11 protein-coding genes are annotated in these 15,554 nt (G+C 61.6%); 8 read left to right on the top strand and 3 right to left on the bottom strand.

Features of this window, described 5'->3' with window-relative positions; all coding sequences use genetic code 11:
* The first annotated feature begins 192 nt into the window (after nt 1-192).
* From QMK50_RS03695 to QMK50_RS03705, 3 genes are all read left to right on the top strand, one after another.
* Nucleotides 193-1,815, top strand: coding sequence for an acyl-CoA synthetase (locus QMK50_RS03695; RefSeq protein WP_320332570.1), 1,623 nt, complete (start codon nt 193-195; stop codon nt 1,813-1,815).
* A 76-nt stretch (nt 1,816-1,891) separates the two neighbouring features.
* On the top strand, nt 1,892-3,664 hold the full coding sequence (locus QMK50_RS03700) for an acyl-CoA dehydrogenase C-terminal domain-containing protein (protein WP_320332571.1): 1,773 nt from the start codon (nt 1,892-1,894) through the stop codon (nt 3,662-3,664).
* Between the two features lie 95 nt (nt 3,665-3,759).
* Nucleotides 3,760-3,978, top strand: a complete 219-nt coding sequence (locus QMK50_RS03705) for a DUF2970 domain-containing protein (RefSeq protein WP_095171787.1) — start codon at nt 3,760-3,762, stop codon at nt 3,976-3,978.
* Nucleotides 3,979-3,986: 8 nt separating this feature from the next.
* Here QMK50_RS03705 and QMK50_RS03710 read toward each other — a convergent pair whose 3' ends face one another.
* Nucleotides 3,987-5,072 carry an ABC transporter substrate-binding protein gene (locus QMK50_RS03710; RefSeq protein ID WP_320332572.1) on the bottom strand — a complete coding sequence of 362 codons (1,086 nt, stop codon included), beginning with the start codon at nt 5,070-5,072 and terminating at the stop codon, nt 3,987-3,989.
* Between the two features lie 521 nt (nt 5,073-5,593).
* On the opposite strand from QMK50_RS03710, the gene QMK50_RS03715 reads away from it, so the two are divergent.
* Together QMK50_RS03715 and QMK50_RS03720 are read left to right on the top strand one after the other, a co-directional pair.
* Nucleotides 5,594-7,252, top strand: a complete 1,659-nt coding sequence (locus QMK50_RS03715) for a nitrite/sulfite reductase (RefSeq protein ID WP_095171784.1) — start codon at nt 5,594-5,596, stop codon at nt 7,250-7,252.
* Nucleotides 7,236-7,730, top strand: coding sequence for a DUF934 domain-containing protein (locus QMK50_RS03720; RefSeq protein ID WP_095171782.1), 495 nt, complete (start codon nt 7,236-7,238; stop codon nt 7,728-7,730). The genes QMK50_RS03715 and QMK50_RS03720 overlap by 17 nt, the downstream gene beginning before the upstream one ends.
* Nucleotides 7,731-7,779: 49 nt before the next feature.
* Here QMK50_RS03720 and QMK50_RS03725 read toward each other — a convergent pair whose 3' ends face one another.
* Nucleotides 7,780-11,727: a dermonecrotic toxin domain-containing protein gene (locus QMK50_RS03725; protein ID WP_320332573.1), complete on the bottom strand. Its 3,948-nt coding sequence runs from the start codon at nt 11,725-11,727 to the stop codon at nt 7,780-7,782.
* A gap of 464 nt (nt 11,728-12,191) precedes the next feature.
* Nucleotides 12,192-13,214 (bottom strand): protease SohB, encoded by a 1,023-nt coding sequence (sohB, locus tag QMK50_RS03730; protein WP_095171778.1) that lies wholly within the window; start codon nt 13,212-13,214, stop codon nt 12,192-12,194.
* 205 nt (nt 13,215-13,419) lie between these two features.
* On the opposite strand from sohB, the gene QMK50_RS03735 reads away from it, so the two are divergent.
* From QMK50_RS03735 to QMK50_RS03745, 3 genes are all read left to right on the top strand, one after another.
* Entirely contained in the window at nt 13,420-14,130 is a 711-nt protein-coding gene (locus QMK50_RS03735; protein ID WP_095171776.1) for a histidine phosphatase family protein, read from the top strand.
* 51 nt (nt 14,131-14,181) lie between these two features.
* Nucleotides 14,182-14,496, top strand: coding sequence for an SCP2 sterol-binding domain-containing protein (locus QMK50_RS03740; protein WP_095171774.1), 315 nt, complete (start codon nt 14,182-14,184; stop codon nt 14,494-14,496).
* Between the two features lie 143 nt (nt 14,497-14,639).
* Nucleotides 14,640-15,503, top strand: coding sequence for a LysR family transcriptional regulator (locus QMK50_RS03745; RefSeq protein ID WP_159996843.1), 864 nt, complete (start codon nt 14,640-14,642; stop codon nt 15,501-15,503).
* Nucleotides 15,504-15,554 lie beyond the last annotated feature (51 nt).

The raw sequence follows: 15,554 nt of genomic DNA on the forward strand, positions 1-15,554 counted from the left end.
ATCCGGGGCGCCCAGCATATACCGGCCATGGCTTTGGATGAAACAAATATAGTACATCTACTATAGTGCTTAGGTTTAACTTCCATATAGATCGACGAATGTTATATAAAGTCTACCGGACCCAAGAGACGATCCCGGCCACCGCGCCCAGGGTCGTCCGTAGAGCTAACAATCAGCCACCGAGAATCCGTCATGTCGATTTATGAACAAGGGCTCAGCCCTGTCCCGGTCAATCACATCGCCTTGTCGCCCCTGAGTTTCATTGAGCGCACTGCCAGCATCTACCCCCACTACCCCGCTGTGATCCACGGCTCGCTGCGCCGTACCTGGAAGCAGACCTACGATCGTTGCCGCTGCCTGGCTTCGGCTCTGGCCGGGCGCGGAATAGGCCAGGGCGATACGGTGGCGGTGATGCTGCCGAACATTCCCGAGATGCTCGAAGTGCATTTCGGCGTGCCGATGATTGGCGCCGTGCTCAACCCGCTCAACGTGCGCCTGGATGCCGAAGCCATCGCCTTCATGCTCCAGCATGGCGAAGCCCGTGTACTGATCACCGACCGTGAATTCCACGGGGTGATCCACGCGGCGCTGGGGATGCTCGATCACCCGCCGCTGGTGATCGATGTCAACGATCCGGAGTACGGCGAAGGCGAGGCTGTCAGCGAGCTGGACTATGAAGCGCTGCTGGCCGAAGGCGACCCGGACTTTGCCTGGCAGTGGCCAGCGGACGAATGGCAGGCCATTTCGCTGAACTACACCTCCGGCACCACCGGCAATCCCAAGGGCGTGGTGTACCACCACCGCGGGGCTTACCTGAACTCCCTGGGCAACCAGATGACCTGGTCCATCGGCAACCACCCGGTGTACCTCTGGACCCTGCCGATGTTCCATTGCAACGGTTGGTGCTATCCCTGGACCATCACCGCACTGGCCGGCGTGCACGTGTTCCTGCGCCGGGTCGATCCGCAGCGCATCCTCAACCTGATCCGCGAGCACCAGGTCACGCACCTGTGCGGCGCGCCCATCGTGCTCAACGCGTTGGTCAACATGCCAGAGTCGGCGAAGGCGGCCATCGATCACCCGGTCAACGCCATGGTCGCGGGTGCCGCACCGCCGGCCAAGGTGATTGGCGCCGTGGAAGAAATGGGCATCAAGGTCACCCATGTCTATGGCCTGACCGAAACCTATGGCCCGGTGACGCTGTGCGCCTGGCACGCCGAATGGGACGAACTGGCCCTGGATGAACGGGCCCAGATCAAGTCCCGCCAGGGGGTGCGTTACCCGACGCTGGAGGGCGTGATGGTCGGCGACTCGCGGACCCTGGCGCCCACTCCGCGCGACGGCCAGACCATCGGCGAAGTCTTCATGCGCGGCAACACCGTGATGAAGGGCTACCTGAAGAACCCTACCGCCACCGCCGAGGCGTTCGCGGGCGGCTGGTTCCACACTGGCGACCTGGCGGTGTGTCATCCCGACGGCTACATCGAGATCAAGGACCGGCTCAAGGACATCATCATTTCCGGCGGCGAGAACATTTCCACCATCGAACTCGAAGGTGTGTTGTATCGCCACCCCGGCGTGCTGGAAGCGGCGGTGGTCGCCCGTCCCGATGAGAAGTGGGGAGAAACCCCCTGCGCCTTTATCACCCTGAAGGCCGATCACCAGGACGTCAGCGAGGCCGACATCATCGCTTTCTGCCGCGACCACCTGGCCGGTTTCAAGGTGCCGCGCAGTGTGGTCTTCACCCTGGTGCCGAAGACCTCCACCGGCAAGATCCAGAAGTACCTCCTGCGCGAGCGGGCCCAGGCCCTGTAAACCAGGCGTGTGGTCCAACCGTCCGGCGGCGGGGTGTAGACCTCGCCGTGCCCACAGTCCCATTGAGGTTCACGTAATGCCCGAATTCAACGCCCCGTTGCGCGACATGCGCTTTGTCCTGCATGAAGTGTTCGACGCCCAGGCCTTGTGGGCGCGCCTGCCGGCTTTGGCCGAGACGGTCGACGCCGCCACCGCCGATGCCATTCTCGAGGAGGCCGCCAAAGTCACCAGCCAACTGATCGCCCCACTGAATCGCAGTGGCGACGAACAGGGTGCCCAGTGGCACGACGGCCTGGTCAGCACTCCCGAGGGTTTCCAGCAGGCCTATGCCACCTACATCGAAGGCGGCTGGGTCGGCCTGTCCGGCAATCCCGACTTCGGCGGCATGGGCATGCCCAAGATGCTCGCCGTGCAGTTCGAGGAAATGCTCTACGCTGCCAACTCAAGCTTCGCCCTGTACAGCGCCCTGAGTTCCGGAGCCTGCCTGGCCCTGGACGCCCACGCCAGCGACGCCCTCAAACGCCTCTACCTGCCGCCCATGTATGAAGGCCGCTGGGCCGGCTCCATGTGCCTGACCGAAGCCCATGCCGGCACCGACCTGGGGATTGTCCGCAGCCGCGCCGAACCCCAGGCCGATGGCAGCTATCGGATCAGCGGCAGCAAGATCTTCATCACCGGAGGCGACCAGGACCTGACCGAAAATATCATCCACTTGGTCCTGGCCAAGCTGCCGGATGCGCCGCCCGGTCCCAAGGGTCTCTCGCTGTTTGTGGTGCCCAAGGTGCTGGTCAACCCGGACGGTTCCCTCGGCGCGGCCAACGCGGTGAGCTGTGGTTCGATCGAACACAAGATGGGTATCAAGGCCTCGGCCACCTGCGTGATCAACTTCGACGGCGCCAGCGCCTGGCTGGTGGGCGAAGCCAACAAGGGGTTGGCGGCGATGTTCACCATGATGAACTACGAGCGCCTGTCCGTCGGCATCCAGGGCATCGGCTGCGCCGCAGCCTCGTACCAGAACGCCGTGGCCTACGCCCGTGACCGCCTGCAGGGTCGGGCAGCCAACGGGGCCAGTGCTCCGGCGCAGGTCGCCGATCCGATCATCGTCCACCCCGATGTGCGGCGCATGCTGCTGAGCATCAAGGCCATGACCGAGGGCGGCCGGGCGTTCGCCAGTTACGTCGGGCAACAGCTGGACCTGGCGAAGTTCTCCCCCGACCCTGCCGAGCAGGACCGCGCCCAGGCCCTGGTGGCCCTGCTGACGCCAGTGGCCAAGGCGTTCTTCACCGACACCGGCCTGGAAAGCTGCATCCACGGCCAGCAAGTGTTCGGCGGCCATGGCTACATCCGGGAGTGGGGCCAGGAGCAACTGGTGCGAGACGTGCGCATCGCGCAGATCTACGAAGGCACCAATGGCATCCAGGCCCTGGACCTGCTGGGGCGCAAGGTGCTGGCTGACGGCGGCGTGACGTTGCGCCTGTTCACCGGGGAAATCCACCAGTTCGCCCAACAACCGGATGCGCCCTACCGCACGCAATTGATCGAGGCGGTGCAACGCCTGGAAGACCTCAGCGACTGGCTGGAAGACCAGGCCGCGAACAATCGCAACGAAATCGGCGCGGCCTCGGTGGAGTACCTGCACCTGTTCGGCTATGTCGCCTACGCCTGGCTCTGGGCACGCATGGCCCAGGTGGCGAAACACAAGCTGCAGGACGACCCCGGGTTCTACGGCGCAAAACTGGCCACCGCCAAGTTCTACATGCAGCGCCTGCTGCCACGGGTGTTGGGCCTGGAGCAAGCGATTCGTGCTGGCAGCCAGCCGTTGTTCGACCTCAGCGCCGAACAGTTCTGAGGCCCCTTCCGCCCTCGCGAGGGCGGGGCAATGGGTGCCCCGCCCTCGGGAAGTTTGACTATGCTTGGCTGACACCCACCGGTGACGAGGGATTTATGGACGATCCAATCGACAACAAGCCCCCCAGCTTCTGGCAGATGCTCCACAGCGTGATGGCGGCGGCCTTTGGCGTACAAAGCGGGAAGAACCGCGCCCGCGACTTTACCCACGGCAAGCCGAGTCATTTTGTGCTGCTGGGGATCATATTCACGGCGGTGTTTGCCCTGACCCTGTTTGCCATCGTCAAGTTGGTGGTGCATCTGGCCGGGGTCTAGCGAGCGGCTCAGCGCATCAGGGTCTGCAGGCTGAACGGATAGCGGTAACTGGTTGGACGGCCCTTGGCCGACAGGCTGCGGAAATTCACTCCGTAGCCCTGGCTGTCGCGCAGCGCCAGCATGCGCCGGGCCTGGTTGCGGTCGATCAGTTGCAACAGCGGTATTTGCCGGTCGCGCCCGCCGTACTGTTCGACGGCCACGCCCTGGTCATAGTCATGCAACTGCACCAGGGCCCAGCCGCCGAGGCTGAAATGGCCGCCTACCAACACGCTCAAGCGCCCGTCCAGCAACGCCTGCAACGCCGCCGGCGAGGTATTCACCGCGCTGAACAAGACGCCCTTGCCCGGTTGCCCACCGACCTCCTCGTAAGCCTGCATGGCGCCGAAGGCCATCTCGTCATTGGCGGCCCAGACCAGCGACACCCCGGGGTAACGCTTGAACAGTTGTGCCGCCTGCTCATGGGCGCGCTCGCGCTTCCAGGCGCCATAGACCATCTGTCGCAATTGCACCTCGGGATGCTCACGCAGCGCACGTTGCATGCCTTTCTCGCGCAACTGCGCGGACGGGGTGATCTTCAGCCCGGAAAACGCCAGCAACTCCAGCTTCTGGCCGGGGGCGACGGGCGGATGCTGGCGGATCAGTTCCTTGAGCATCAGGTAGCCGCCCTCCTCGTCGTTGGGCACCAGGCTACCGAGCCAGTCGGGGTATTTTTCCCGCGCGTCACCGAGCAACGCCAGTTGGTCGGCGGTCAGGGCATTGTTGACCATGAACAGCTTGACCCCGCTACCCTGGGACAGGCGCAGGATTTCTGGGGCGACATACTGTTCGTTGACGAACACCAGGTAATCCGGGCGGTTGGGCCCCAGCAGCACTTCGCGTGCCTGCTCGATGGTGGATTGCGCCACGCGCTCGGAATAACGGACCTGCAGGTCCATGCCCAGGTCGCGAGCGGCCGCCTGCATGAATTGGCTGTAGCTGACCCAGAACACTTCCATGGTAGTTCCCGGATTGAGGAATACCACCGACGCCGCTTGCGCGCCGGGTCCGAAGACCGCGCAAAGCGTCAGTAAAATCCCCCACACGAACCTGAACATTAAACAACCGAGCCCCGAAAATTAGCCGCGCATTATAGCCGGCCACTGGCTGGCACATTGCGGTTAATTAACGTGTCGTCCGACAATCAGCGGATCAGGGCCCGGCCACGCGGGTTTACTGATGGCTGACCCAGTACACGGCAGTGCCCACTACCAGGATGATCAGGAACAGAATCGCCCACGCATCGACGCTGCTATCGCTTTTGCCTGCTTTGGTCGGATTGCTCATTGCATCGCCTCTTGTCGGTTTTATCGGTGATTGCATGAAGACTCGATCACAGTTAAGTCGAGGATTGCCCATACGACAAATAAGGGTAAGACAATAATCAGTCTCATTAGTCGATTTGGTTCTTTCCATATACTCAAACATCACTTTTGCGCATAAACGCAAACTGGTATCTTGCCCCGGCTCCGTGGGGAGTGCGCGGCCGTGCGCGCAGAATTGCCAAGGCATTTTCGGAACTCAGCGAGCGAGAAACGCCGCGATTTTCGAGGGGCCCAAGCCTGAGAACAGGACTTATATGTACGTATACGACGAGTACGATCAGCGGATCATCGAGGACCGCGTCAAGCAGTTCCGTGATCAGACCCGACGCTATCTGGCAGGCGAGCTGAGCGAAGAAGAATTCCGCCCCCTGCGCCTGCAAAATGGCCTTTATATCCAGCGCTTCGCCCCGATGCTGCGGGTTGCCGTGCCTTATGGCCAACTGACTTCGCGGCAGACGCGAATGATGGCCAAGATCGCTCGCGACTACGATAAGGGTTATGCCCACATCAGTACCCGGCAGAACGTGCAGTTCAACTGGCCGGCACTGGAAGACATTCCAGACATCCTGGCTGAGCTGGCCACCGTGCAGATGCACGCCATCCAGACCAGCGGCAACTGCCTGCGCAACGTCACCACCGACCAGTTTGCCGGCGTGGCCTCCGACGAGTTGATCGATCCGCGCCCGTGGTGCGAGATCGTCCGCCAGTGGACCACCTTCCACCCGGAATTCGCCTACCTGCCGCGCAAGTTCAAGATTGCGATCAACGGTTCGACTTCCGACCGCGCCGCCATCGAAGTCCATGACATTGGCCTGGAGCCGGTGCACAACGCCGCAGGCGAACTGGGTTTCCGCGTGCTGGTTGGCGGCGGCCTCGGGCGTACGCCAGTGGTGGGTGCGTTCATCAATGAATTCCTGCCGTGGCAAGACCTGTTGAGCTACCTCGACGCCATCCTGCGTGTGTACAACCGCTATGGCCGTCGCGACAACAAGTACAAGGCGCGGATCAAGATCCTGGTCAAGGCCCTGACGCCGGAAGTCTTCGCCCAGAAAGTCGACGCGGAAATGGAGCACCTGCGCGGTGGCCAGACCACCCTGACCGAAGCCGAAGTGCAGCGTGTCGCCAAGCATTTCGTCGACCCGGACTACAAGGCCCTGGACAACCAGAGCGCCGAACTGGCCGAACTCGACCAGCAACACCCAGGCTTCGCTCGCTGGCGCACCCGCAACACCCTGGCCCACAAGAAGCCGGGTTATGTTGCCGTGACCCTGTCGCTCAAGCCTACCGGCGTTGCCCCGGGCGACCTGACCGACAAACAGCTGGACGCAGTGGCCGACCTGGCCGATCGCTTCAGCTTTGGTCAACTGCGCACCTCCCACGAGCAGAACATCATTCTCGCCGACGTCGAGCAGAGCCAATTGTTCACCCTGTGGGGCGAGTTGCGCGAGCAAGGTTTTGCCACGCCGAACATCGGCCTGCTGACTGACATCATCTGCTGCCCGGGGGGTGACTTCTGCTCCCTGGCCAATGCCAAGTCGATCCCGATTGCCGAATCGATCCAGCGTCGCTTCGATGACCTGGACTACCTGTTCGACATCGGTGAACTGGACCTGAACATCTCCGGCTGCATGAACGCCTGTGGTCACCACCACGTCGGCCACATCGGCATCCTCGGGGTGGACAAGAAAGGTGAAGAGTTCTACCAGGTGTCCCTGGGTGGCAGCGCCAGCCGCGACGCCAGCCTGGGCAAGATCCTCGGCCCGTCCTTCGCCCAGGACGCCATGCCGGACGTGATCTCGAAGCTGATCGATGTGTACGTGGAACAACGTACCGAAGACGAGCGCTTCATCGACACCTATCAACGTATCGGCATCGACCTCTTCAAGGAACGCGTCTATGCAGCGAATCATTAAGAACAACGAGGTCATCGACGAAACCTGGCACTTGCTGCCCAAGGATTTCAACATCGATGAGATCAGCAACTGCGACGACTACATCGTGCCGTTGCAACTGTGGCGCGAACACGGGCGCATGCTCCTGGCCCGTGATGGCGGCCTGGGCGTGTGGCTGGACGCCGATGAAGAAGCCGAGGAAATCGGTGACGACGTGGATAAATTCCAGGTCATCGCCCTCAATTTCCCGGCGTTCACCGACGGCCGCAACTACTCCAACGCCCGTTTGCTGCGCGACCGCTACGGCTTCAAAGGCGAGCTGCGGGCGATTGGCGACATCCTGCGCGACCAGTTGTTCTACCTGCGCCGCTGCGGGTTTGACGCCTACGCCTTGCGTGCCGACAAAGACCCGTACGAAGCGCTGGAAAGCCTCAAGGACTTCTCGGTGACCTACCAGGCCGCCACTGACGAACCGCTGCCGCTGTTCCGTCGCCGCTAACGGGCCAAGGCCTTGAACCCCGCCCGGGGTTCAAGGCTTGCTGTCGTCATCAGCCTCCCAACAGATCCTCGATCGGAATCGGCCTGCCGGTGTGGACCCAGTCCCTGTACAACCTGACCTTGTTCTCCAGCCGCGTGAAACTGGCGAAGGGGTTCTCGGCATCCAGCGTCGACAGCGCGACATCCCTGCTCAACACCCCCCACAACTCCTCCGAGGCATCGGCCTCACTCAACAAATGCCAGACTCTCGCCTGGATCACTGAATAGGCCACCCGAAAATCAGCGGTGCGGCTCAGGCCCTCTATCGTTCGCAAAAAACGCGCTCCCCGGGGCTTGGCGACCAGCCGCTGCCATAGCAAACGCTTCAGCTCGACATGGGCCTCAGGCAGGCGCTGCAACCACACCGCCGGTTGCGTGACACTCAGGTCGGGGGCGCTCAACCAAAGATTCAGGCCGGTGTGTTCTCGATGGGTAATGATGCGCCGCAGGCTGTCCTCGTCCGTCAGTGGATTGCCCCACAGGCGGACCCGGTCCCTGGCCACGGCCTGGACCAGGACGGCAGGGGGAAACCGGGAAATCCGGTTGTTACTGAGGTCCAGCAATTCCATGGAGGGTTGTTCAGGAATACCAACGGGACAATGGGTAATGCCGGTACCGCCGAGGCTCAACCTGCGTAAATCCGTCATGCCAAACACCAGCGGCGGGACGCCCAGCGGATTATCGCTCAAGTCCAGCACCTGCAAACGCACCAGCTGAGACAACTGCCCCGCCGATAGTTCGGTCAGTTCCAGCCAGGTCGACTTGAGGTTCAGTGTGGTGAGGTGGGGCATGCGAGTAATCGCAGGCGGCAAGCGCACCTCAACTACACCGTGGGGATTGACCTGTCGCAGGTCGACGCTCTCCATGTTCAAGGTGCGCAGATTGGGAAAGCACCCCAGGAAACCTTCCAGCCCCTCTGGTCGCGCCAGCTGGAAACCTTTCATGGACAACTCGACGACGTCATTGAATTTTGCCGTCAGAAAGGGCAGTGAATGGAAGTACTCGAAGTCCAGGTCCAGTTTGTAGCCCAGCAGTTGCGCCCCCGAATAGACATGAGTGTCGACATGCCCGCGTTTTTGCCAGAAGCTCATCAAGTCGGACACCAGCTCAATCCGCGCCTCTTGCTCAAGGTAAAGCACCTCTTCGACACGCTCCAGGTTCTCCTCCTCAATCTGGGCCGCATCCATCCCCTGCGCCGCCTCTTCGCCCTCGACCAGAAAATCGATAGCCATTTCGTCGACTTCCTGCAAGACCTGGTCGACCCATTGGCGTAAATCGAGATCGAGTTGGCTCAGTTGTATTTCCAGCCGTGCCAGTTGCTCCATCGCCCCGGCGCCCAGGTTCTGCAGAAACTCAGCGGCCTGCGCCGGAGTAAAACCGGTGTAAATCGACCTGACGTGAACGATCTCGATATCCCGAGTCAACGCCGCCCCCTGCGAGGTCGCCGGATAACCTCCGCCTCGCAGCCCTGGCGCCTCGAAAAGCAGCCCGGAGTCCATTCGCGAAAGCCCGGTGATGAGTTCGGAACGCGGCAGTGTCCGCTCGCTGATTTTCCGCCTCAGGCCGCGCGCGGCATCCAGCGGTTGCAGCTGCAACGCATCACGTTCGGACTCTGACAGCAGGTCGAGAACAGCCTGATAGACATCGTGGGCGTCCGGCCGATAGACACCCTGCGCATCGTGCCCGCTATATCGGCGAGCCACTTTGATCAGGTACCTGCATTCATGGGACGCGAACGGCCCGACCTGATCCAGGAGGCGTCCCGCCGCTGACCCCTCGTGCACCTCGATACGCAGCGACTTCGGCCATCCGGGCAACGCTTGCAGAGAGTGCAGCGCCAGTGCGTCAGTCTCCGGGTTTTGAATGGATTGAAGGTAAAGCCCTTCATAGGCACGATTGAGCCGCACGTGTTGCCGATACTGGCTGGCCTTGCCATCCAGCCGCCGGAGCAGGCGCCGGCTTTCGGCCACTGTCGGCGGCGCCTGAATATCCACGCCTGACCGGTCGAGCAGTTGTTCTATGGCGCCTTTAGGCAAGCCCGGGTACTGACGTTGAAACAGCTTCACCCATTCATTGTCAGAGTGCTGGAAGCTGTCATATCGCGCCTGAAAGCGCATCGCCAGGGCAGTGGCGGCCTGTTCCCCGGGGATCGCCTGCAGGGTTTCGCGCTGAAGATCCTGATCGATCCTGAAACGGCTGATGGTATCAGCCAACAGCGGCGTCGGCGGACGGCGCCCCGCCTGCATCAACCGCAGCATATCGTCGTCGACCGCGCTGACATTGCCGATCTGGTGCAGTACCTCATCGCTGAATGACGCCACCGGCGCGCCGATACCGCGTATCAACGCCAGGCGCGTGGTAGTGCCTGACGGTGTGGCTTCCACAGGCTGTACCTCGGGCATCTCGGGCCTGATGACAGGTTCTCCCGGGGTCTCCGCAGGCCGGGCCACCGGCCCTGGCAGCGTCTCCACGGCCCCCTCGCCCTTGAGTGCCGCACCCGCACCCAGCAGCGGCAGCGCATTGAGCAAACCAAACACCACGCGGGTCACGCCCGCGGATGAATCATCCGGCTGCTTGCCATTCATTGCCTGGTCCAGCCCATACCCGGCATCGATAATCCCGGCCAACACCAACAAGCCCTCACCCCCCGGCACAAACAGGGCCAAAGGTCCGAACCTGTTGATCCATTGCACAATGGGTTCGACCACCGCACTCAGGTTATCCCGATTGACTTGCGCATCATCGCGAATGGTTTCAATGCTGGCATTCGCCGCCTGCTTCATGCTCAGGACTAGCTGTGCGAAAGGATCGGTGCCTGGAGACACCACTTCAAGATGAACATACTCGGCCGGGTCCCAGTACCCGTCGTCGTTGAAGAATCCGTGGCCCTGTTTCAGATGGTGTTGGCGCGGGTATATCGCCATGCCATCCAGTGCGGTCAACACACCGGCATGAAAGGTACCGTCATGGCGGTCGTCCTCGGCAAAGTGAGCCGCCAGCGCCCGCTTTCGCTCCCCATCCTGGCCCTGCTCCACGATCCAGCGGTGCAAGGCCCTGGCATCGACGAAGTCATGGATCGGTGAGGAGTTGCCCGGGATGTACAGAATGATCCTGGGGCTGGAACGGTGGCGGAAACTCCAGATATCGCTGGCGGTGTAACGATAAAGTACCAATCGTGCGACTTCGACCGGGCTGGGGACGTGCATGAGTGCCTGCAACGGCTCGATCGCCAGTTGCTGCCACGGTTGATCCGGCGCCAAACCCGCGGCCCGCAAGGCCAGTTCGAACCCCTGCCGTGTGAGGGTGTTTTCCTGCCGTTGCAGGTATGCGGCCATGACAAAGGCCGCCTTGACCGACGTCCTCAGTGCACAGGCGCCAGGCGCAACGATCACCTCATCCGAGGGCCAGGCCCGCTCCACATACTCACGGTATTGGTCCTTGAGCTCCAGTTCCCATACCCACTTCTTGAAATCGGCGGGTCGCAGCCTTAGCTGCGTCAAGGGACCATAGGTTTGCGGCTCCGTGTGGCGATAGATGCCTTCGTAGGTGTCATGGTTGCCATTACCCACATAGGCAAACTCATCGACATGGTCGACCAACCGTACTTGCGGGCCGATATCGGGAGGCGTGTACAAGCCGAACGCGGTTTCCCCGAAACGCCCGTCACCCACTGTTTGGTAGTTGCAGAGTAACGCCTGAGCCAGGCTTTGGGCGTTCGCTACCCGACCCTGCTGAACCCCGTTTTGTGCAGGATGGCCGTGATAGTTGTAGTTGAGCGTGACCAACTGCGTGGTCAGGGGTGCAATGTCTGCTCCCCATTTCGTTTGAATGAGTTGGCCGGCGAACTGCTCCGGCGACAGGGGTAAAGCCTTTTCAACCGCTGCCTTTAACTCATCGCGCATGGGAGTGATTGGGACACCGTGTGTGTCTGAGGCTTCGGGCTCTTGAGACTCGATCATTGTGCAATTCCTTTGCGGCTGGTTGAAGAAGCGTCAGCCTAAATGGACTCAGCACTTGCCCATCGCAGGAAAGCTCGTCAGCACCTCACGAAACGCCAATGGTACAAGTCGGAAAAATGCACCTGCAGTGGATACGCTTAATTACATTGCCATTGTGTAGTGTGGTGCCGATGGCAACATTGCCTATACCCCCAATCAAGACCGAGAACACGGCTGTCTATATTGAGCACGAGGACTGGCCGTAGATTGACCGTGTTCATTTCAGGAGCCTCGAAGATCTGCTTGAAGCCCTGGAGTCCAATGGCTTCAAGCAGGTACCGGGCGAGATGGACACTGTCGAACGGGCAAGGTCTCCACAGCCTCGGTTCCCTGCCACATTACAAGAACAACTCACTCAGCCCGGCATGTTCATGCTTGACCGCCGCTATTCCTTCCAAAAGCGAACGCTGATCGACCGCGAGGGGTCACCAGAACCGTTGTTGCGTCAAACGGCTCCACCAGGTCAACAACAGGCGATCCACCGAACCACTGGCAGCCAACCCGACCCGCTCCTGCAAACTCTTGCGCTCGGCATAGTGCAGGTGGAACAACTCGGCACCCTTGGCGCGTTCGGCCAGGTACTCGTCGCTGGTCTTGAGTTCATCCACCAGTTGTTTGTCCAGCGCGGCGATACCCAGCCAGACTTCCCCGGTGGCCACTTCATCGATGGCCAGTTGCGGGCGATAACGGGCGACGAAGTTCTTGAACAGTTCATGGGTCACATCCAGGTCTTCCTGGAACTTCTCCCGGCCCTTCTCGGTGTTTTCACCAAACACCGTCAGGGTGCGTTTGTATTCGCCAGCGGTCAGCACTTCAAAGTCGATGTCGTGTTTTTTCAGCAACCGATTGACGTTGGGCAACTGCGCCACCACGCCGATCGAGCCGAGGATGGCAAAGGGCGCGCTGATGATCTTCTCGCCGATGCACGCCATCATGTAGCCGCCGCTGGCGGCAACCTTGTCGATGCACACGGTCAGTGGCACGCCGGCCTGGCGAATCCGCGCCAGTTGCGAGGAGGCCAGCCCGTAGCTGTGCACCATGCCGCCGCCGCTTTCCAGGCGCAGGACCACTTCGTCCTTGGGCGTGGCCAGGGACAGCAGCGCGGTGATTTCGTGGCGCAGGCTCTCAGTGGCCGAGGCCTTGATGTCGCCGTCGAAGTCGAGGACGAACACCCGTGGCTTGGCCTCAGGCTTTTTCTTGTGCTTCTTCTCGGACTTGGCTTCGGATTTGCGCAGGGCCTTGAGCTGGTCCTTGTCGAGCAAGGTCTGCTCCAGGCGCTCGCGCAGCCCCTTGTAGAAATCGTTGAGTTTGCTGACCTGCAACTGGCCCGCTGATTTACGCCGGCCCTTGCTGCGCAGCGCGGCAAAGCTTGCCAGGACCACCAGGATGGCGATCACCAGGGTAACGGTTTTAGCCAGAAAACTTGCGTACTCGGCAAAAAACTCCACATGGACTCCTTAACGACGGTGCGCCGCTCGATACGCGGGCGCGGATAGCTCCAGCATACCCATGCGACCGCGTTGCGGCCAGCCGTGAAACCTGATGCGAGGGGCCTCCAACGAGCATTTCAAACAAGCGTATGTTTTTTCATTGACAGCTCACCGGCATCCTCATAACCTCGCAAAACCTTCAACGTACCGGGATGACGCGGACGTGGGCAGCATCTACTTGATTCGACATGGCCAGGCCTCCTTCGGTGCAGACGACTACGACGTGTTGTCGCCGACCGGGGTGCGCCAGGCAGAAATCCTCGGCAGCCACCTGGCTGAGCTGGGGCTGAGCTTCGATCGCTGCCTGGCCGGCGACCTGCGCCGCCAGCAACACACCGCCACCAGCGCGCTGGCGCAGTTCGCCGCCGTTGGCCTGCCGGTGCCGACCCTGGAGACCGACTCGGCCTTCAATGAGTTCGACGCCGACGCGGTGATCCGTGCGCTGCTCCCGGACCTGCTGCCCGAAGAACCCGAGGCCCTGCACATCCTGCGCAACGCGGCGCACAACCGCGGCGAGTTCCAGCGCATCTTCGCCCTGATCATCGAGCGCTGGCTGGCCGGCACCTACGACCCACCCGGCCTGGAAAGCTGGCTCGGGTTTGTCGAACGGGTGCAGGCCGGCCTGCAACGCATACTGGAACAGGCCGACAACACCCAGAAGATCGCCGTGTTCACCTCCGGCGGCACCATTACCGCCCTGCTCCACCTGATTACGCTGATGCCAGCCAAACAGGCTTTCGAGCTGAACTGGCAAATCGTCAACACCTCGCTCAACCACTTGAAGTTCCGTGGTCGCGAGGTGGCCCTGGCTTCTTTCAACAGTCATGCCCACCTGCAACTGTTGAAGGCACCGGAACTCATCACTTTCCGATGAACCCCGGATTACTGTGACCCTTGCTGTAACACCCCATAAAAGGATCGAACCATGACCTCCGTAGCTGACGCCGTACAAGCAATGCAAGCCAAGTTCAACCCAGCCGCCGCTGCCGGCCTGGACCTGGTGTTCGGTTTCCGTATCGACGAAGACAAAAACTTCTCGCTGGTTGTCAAAGACAGCACCTGCGAACTGAAAGAAGGCGAGAACCCGGACGCCCAAGTGACCCTGGTCATGGACAGCGAAACCCTGCAAGGCATCGTCAGCGGTGAAACCGATGGCATGCAAGCGTTCATGGGCGGCAAACTGCGCGCTGAAGGCGACATGATGCTGGCGATGAAACTGTCCGAGCTGTTCCCGGCCTAAGCCAGCGGCCTCCCCTGTGGAGGCCCGGCCAAGCTGCAGACGAATCCCGCCGCCAAGGCGGGATTCGTCGTTTCAGGCCCCCGACGGGCCTTCAGCGCCCGCTTGCTCTACACTGCTGGGCCCTTTACGTCAGCGACCGGCCCATGGACATCGATCTCGCCCGTACCTTCCTGGAAATCGTGCGTTGCGGCAGCCTGGCCGCGGCCGCGGAAAAACTCCACGTCACCCAGACCGCGATCACCGCGCGGGTACAAAAACTCGAGAGCCAACTGGCCGCCACCCTGTTCGTGCGCAACCGTGCCGGCGCCCGCCTGACGGCCGACGGTGAGGCCTTTGTGGTGTATGCCAATCAGCTGGTGCAGACCTGGGAAGCGGCCCGTCGCGACTTGCCCCTGCCGGACGGCTACCGCAATGTGCTGCACATCGGTGGCGAGGTCAGCCTGTGCAATCCGTTGATGCTCAGTTGGGCCCGGGACATTCGCGCCAACATTCCGGCCTACGCCCTGCGCACGGAAATCGGCAACGGCGAAGCTCTGCTGCGGCAGTTGGAAATGGGCGTGCTGGACGCCGCCCTGGTGTTTCAACCCGAATACTGGCCGCGGCTGCAGGTCGAGCAACTGCTCGAGGAAAAGCTGATCCTGGTACGACTGCCCTCGCAACCCGAACCCTATGTGTACATCGACTGGGGCAGCGACTTTCGCCGTCAGCACGACTCTGCGCTGCCGGACAAGGCCAAGGCCGTGCTGAGTTTCAACCTCGGGCCGCTGGCGTTGCAGTACATTCTGCAGAACGGTGGCGCCGGTTACTTCCGGACCCGGGTGGTGCAGTCCTATCTGGACAGCGGGGTGCTGGAGCGGGTGCCCAAGGCGCCGGAATTCAGCTACCCGACGTTCCTGGTGTATTCGCGCGATCGTGATTCCCAGGTACTGCAGCAGGCGTTCGAGCTACTGCGCCAACTGGTCCAGCGGGAAAGCGACTGGTCACAGCGCTGGGACCCGCTGCTCTGAAGACATTCAGCACCTGGATCAAGCGCTATTACGCAGATCCATTGGCCGGAT

The sequence above is a fragment of the Pseudomonas sp. P5_152 genome (genome assembly GCF_033989915.1).
GTDB lineage: Bacteria > Pseudomonadota > Gammaproteobacteria > Pseudomonadales > Pseudomonadaceae > Aquipseudomonas.

Coding starts and splice junctions, on each gene's coding strand:
- QMK50_RS03705 (WP_095171787.1), top strand. CDS start 3,760: ATGGACGATCCAATCGACAACAAGCCCCCCAGCTTCTGGCAGATGCTC.
- QMK50_RS03710 (WP_320332572.1), bottom strand. CDS start 5,072: ATGTTCAGGTTCGTGTGGGGGATTTTACTGACGCTTTGCGCGGTCTTC.
- QMK50_RS03695 (WP_320332570.1), top strand. CDS start 193: ATGTCGATTTATGAACAAGGGCTCAGCCCTGTCCCGGTCAATCACATC.
- QMK50_RS03725 (WP_320332573.1), bottom strand. CDS start 11,727: ATGATCGAGTCTCAAGAGCCCGAAGCCTCAGACACACACGGTGTCCCA.
- QMK50_RS03715 (WP_095171784.1), top strand. CDS start 5,594: ATGTACGTATACGACGAGTACGATCAGCGGATCATCGAGGACCGCGTC.
- QMK50_RS03740 (WP_095171774.1), top strand. CDS start 14,182: ATGACCTCCGTAGCTGACGCCGTACAAGCAATGCAAGCCAAGTTCAAC.
- QMK50_RS03700 (WP_320332571.1), top strand. CDS start 1,892: ATGCCCGAATTCAACGCCCCGTTGCGCGACATGCGCTTTGTCCTGCAT.
- QMK50_RS03745 (WP_159996843.1), top strand. CDS start 14,640: ATGGACATCGATCTCGCCCGTACCTTCCTGGAAATCGTGCGTTGCGGC.
- QMK50_RS03720 (WP_095171782.1), top strand. CDS start 7,236: ATGCAGCGAATCATTAAGAACAACGAGGTCATCGACGAAACCTGGCAC.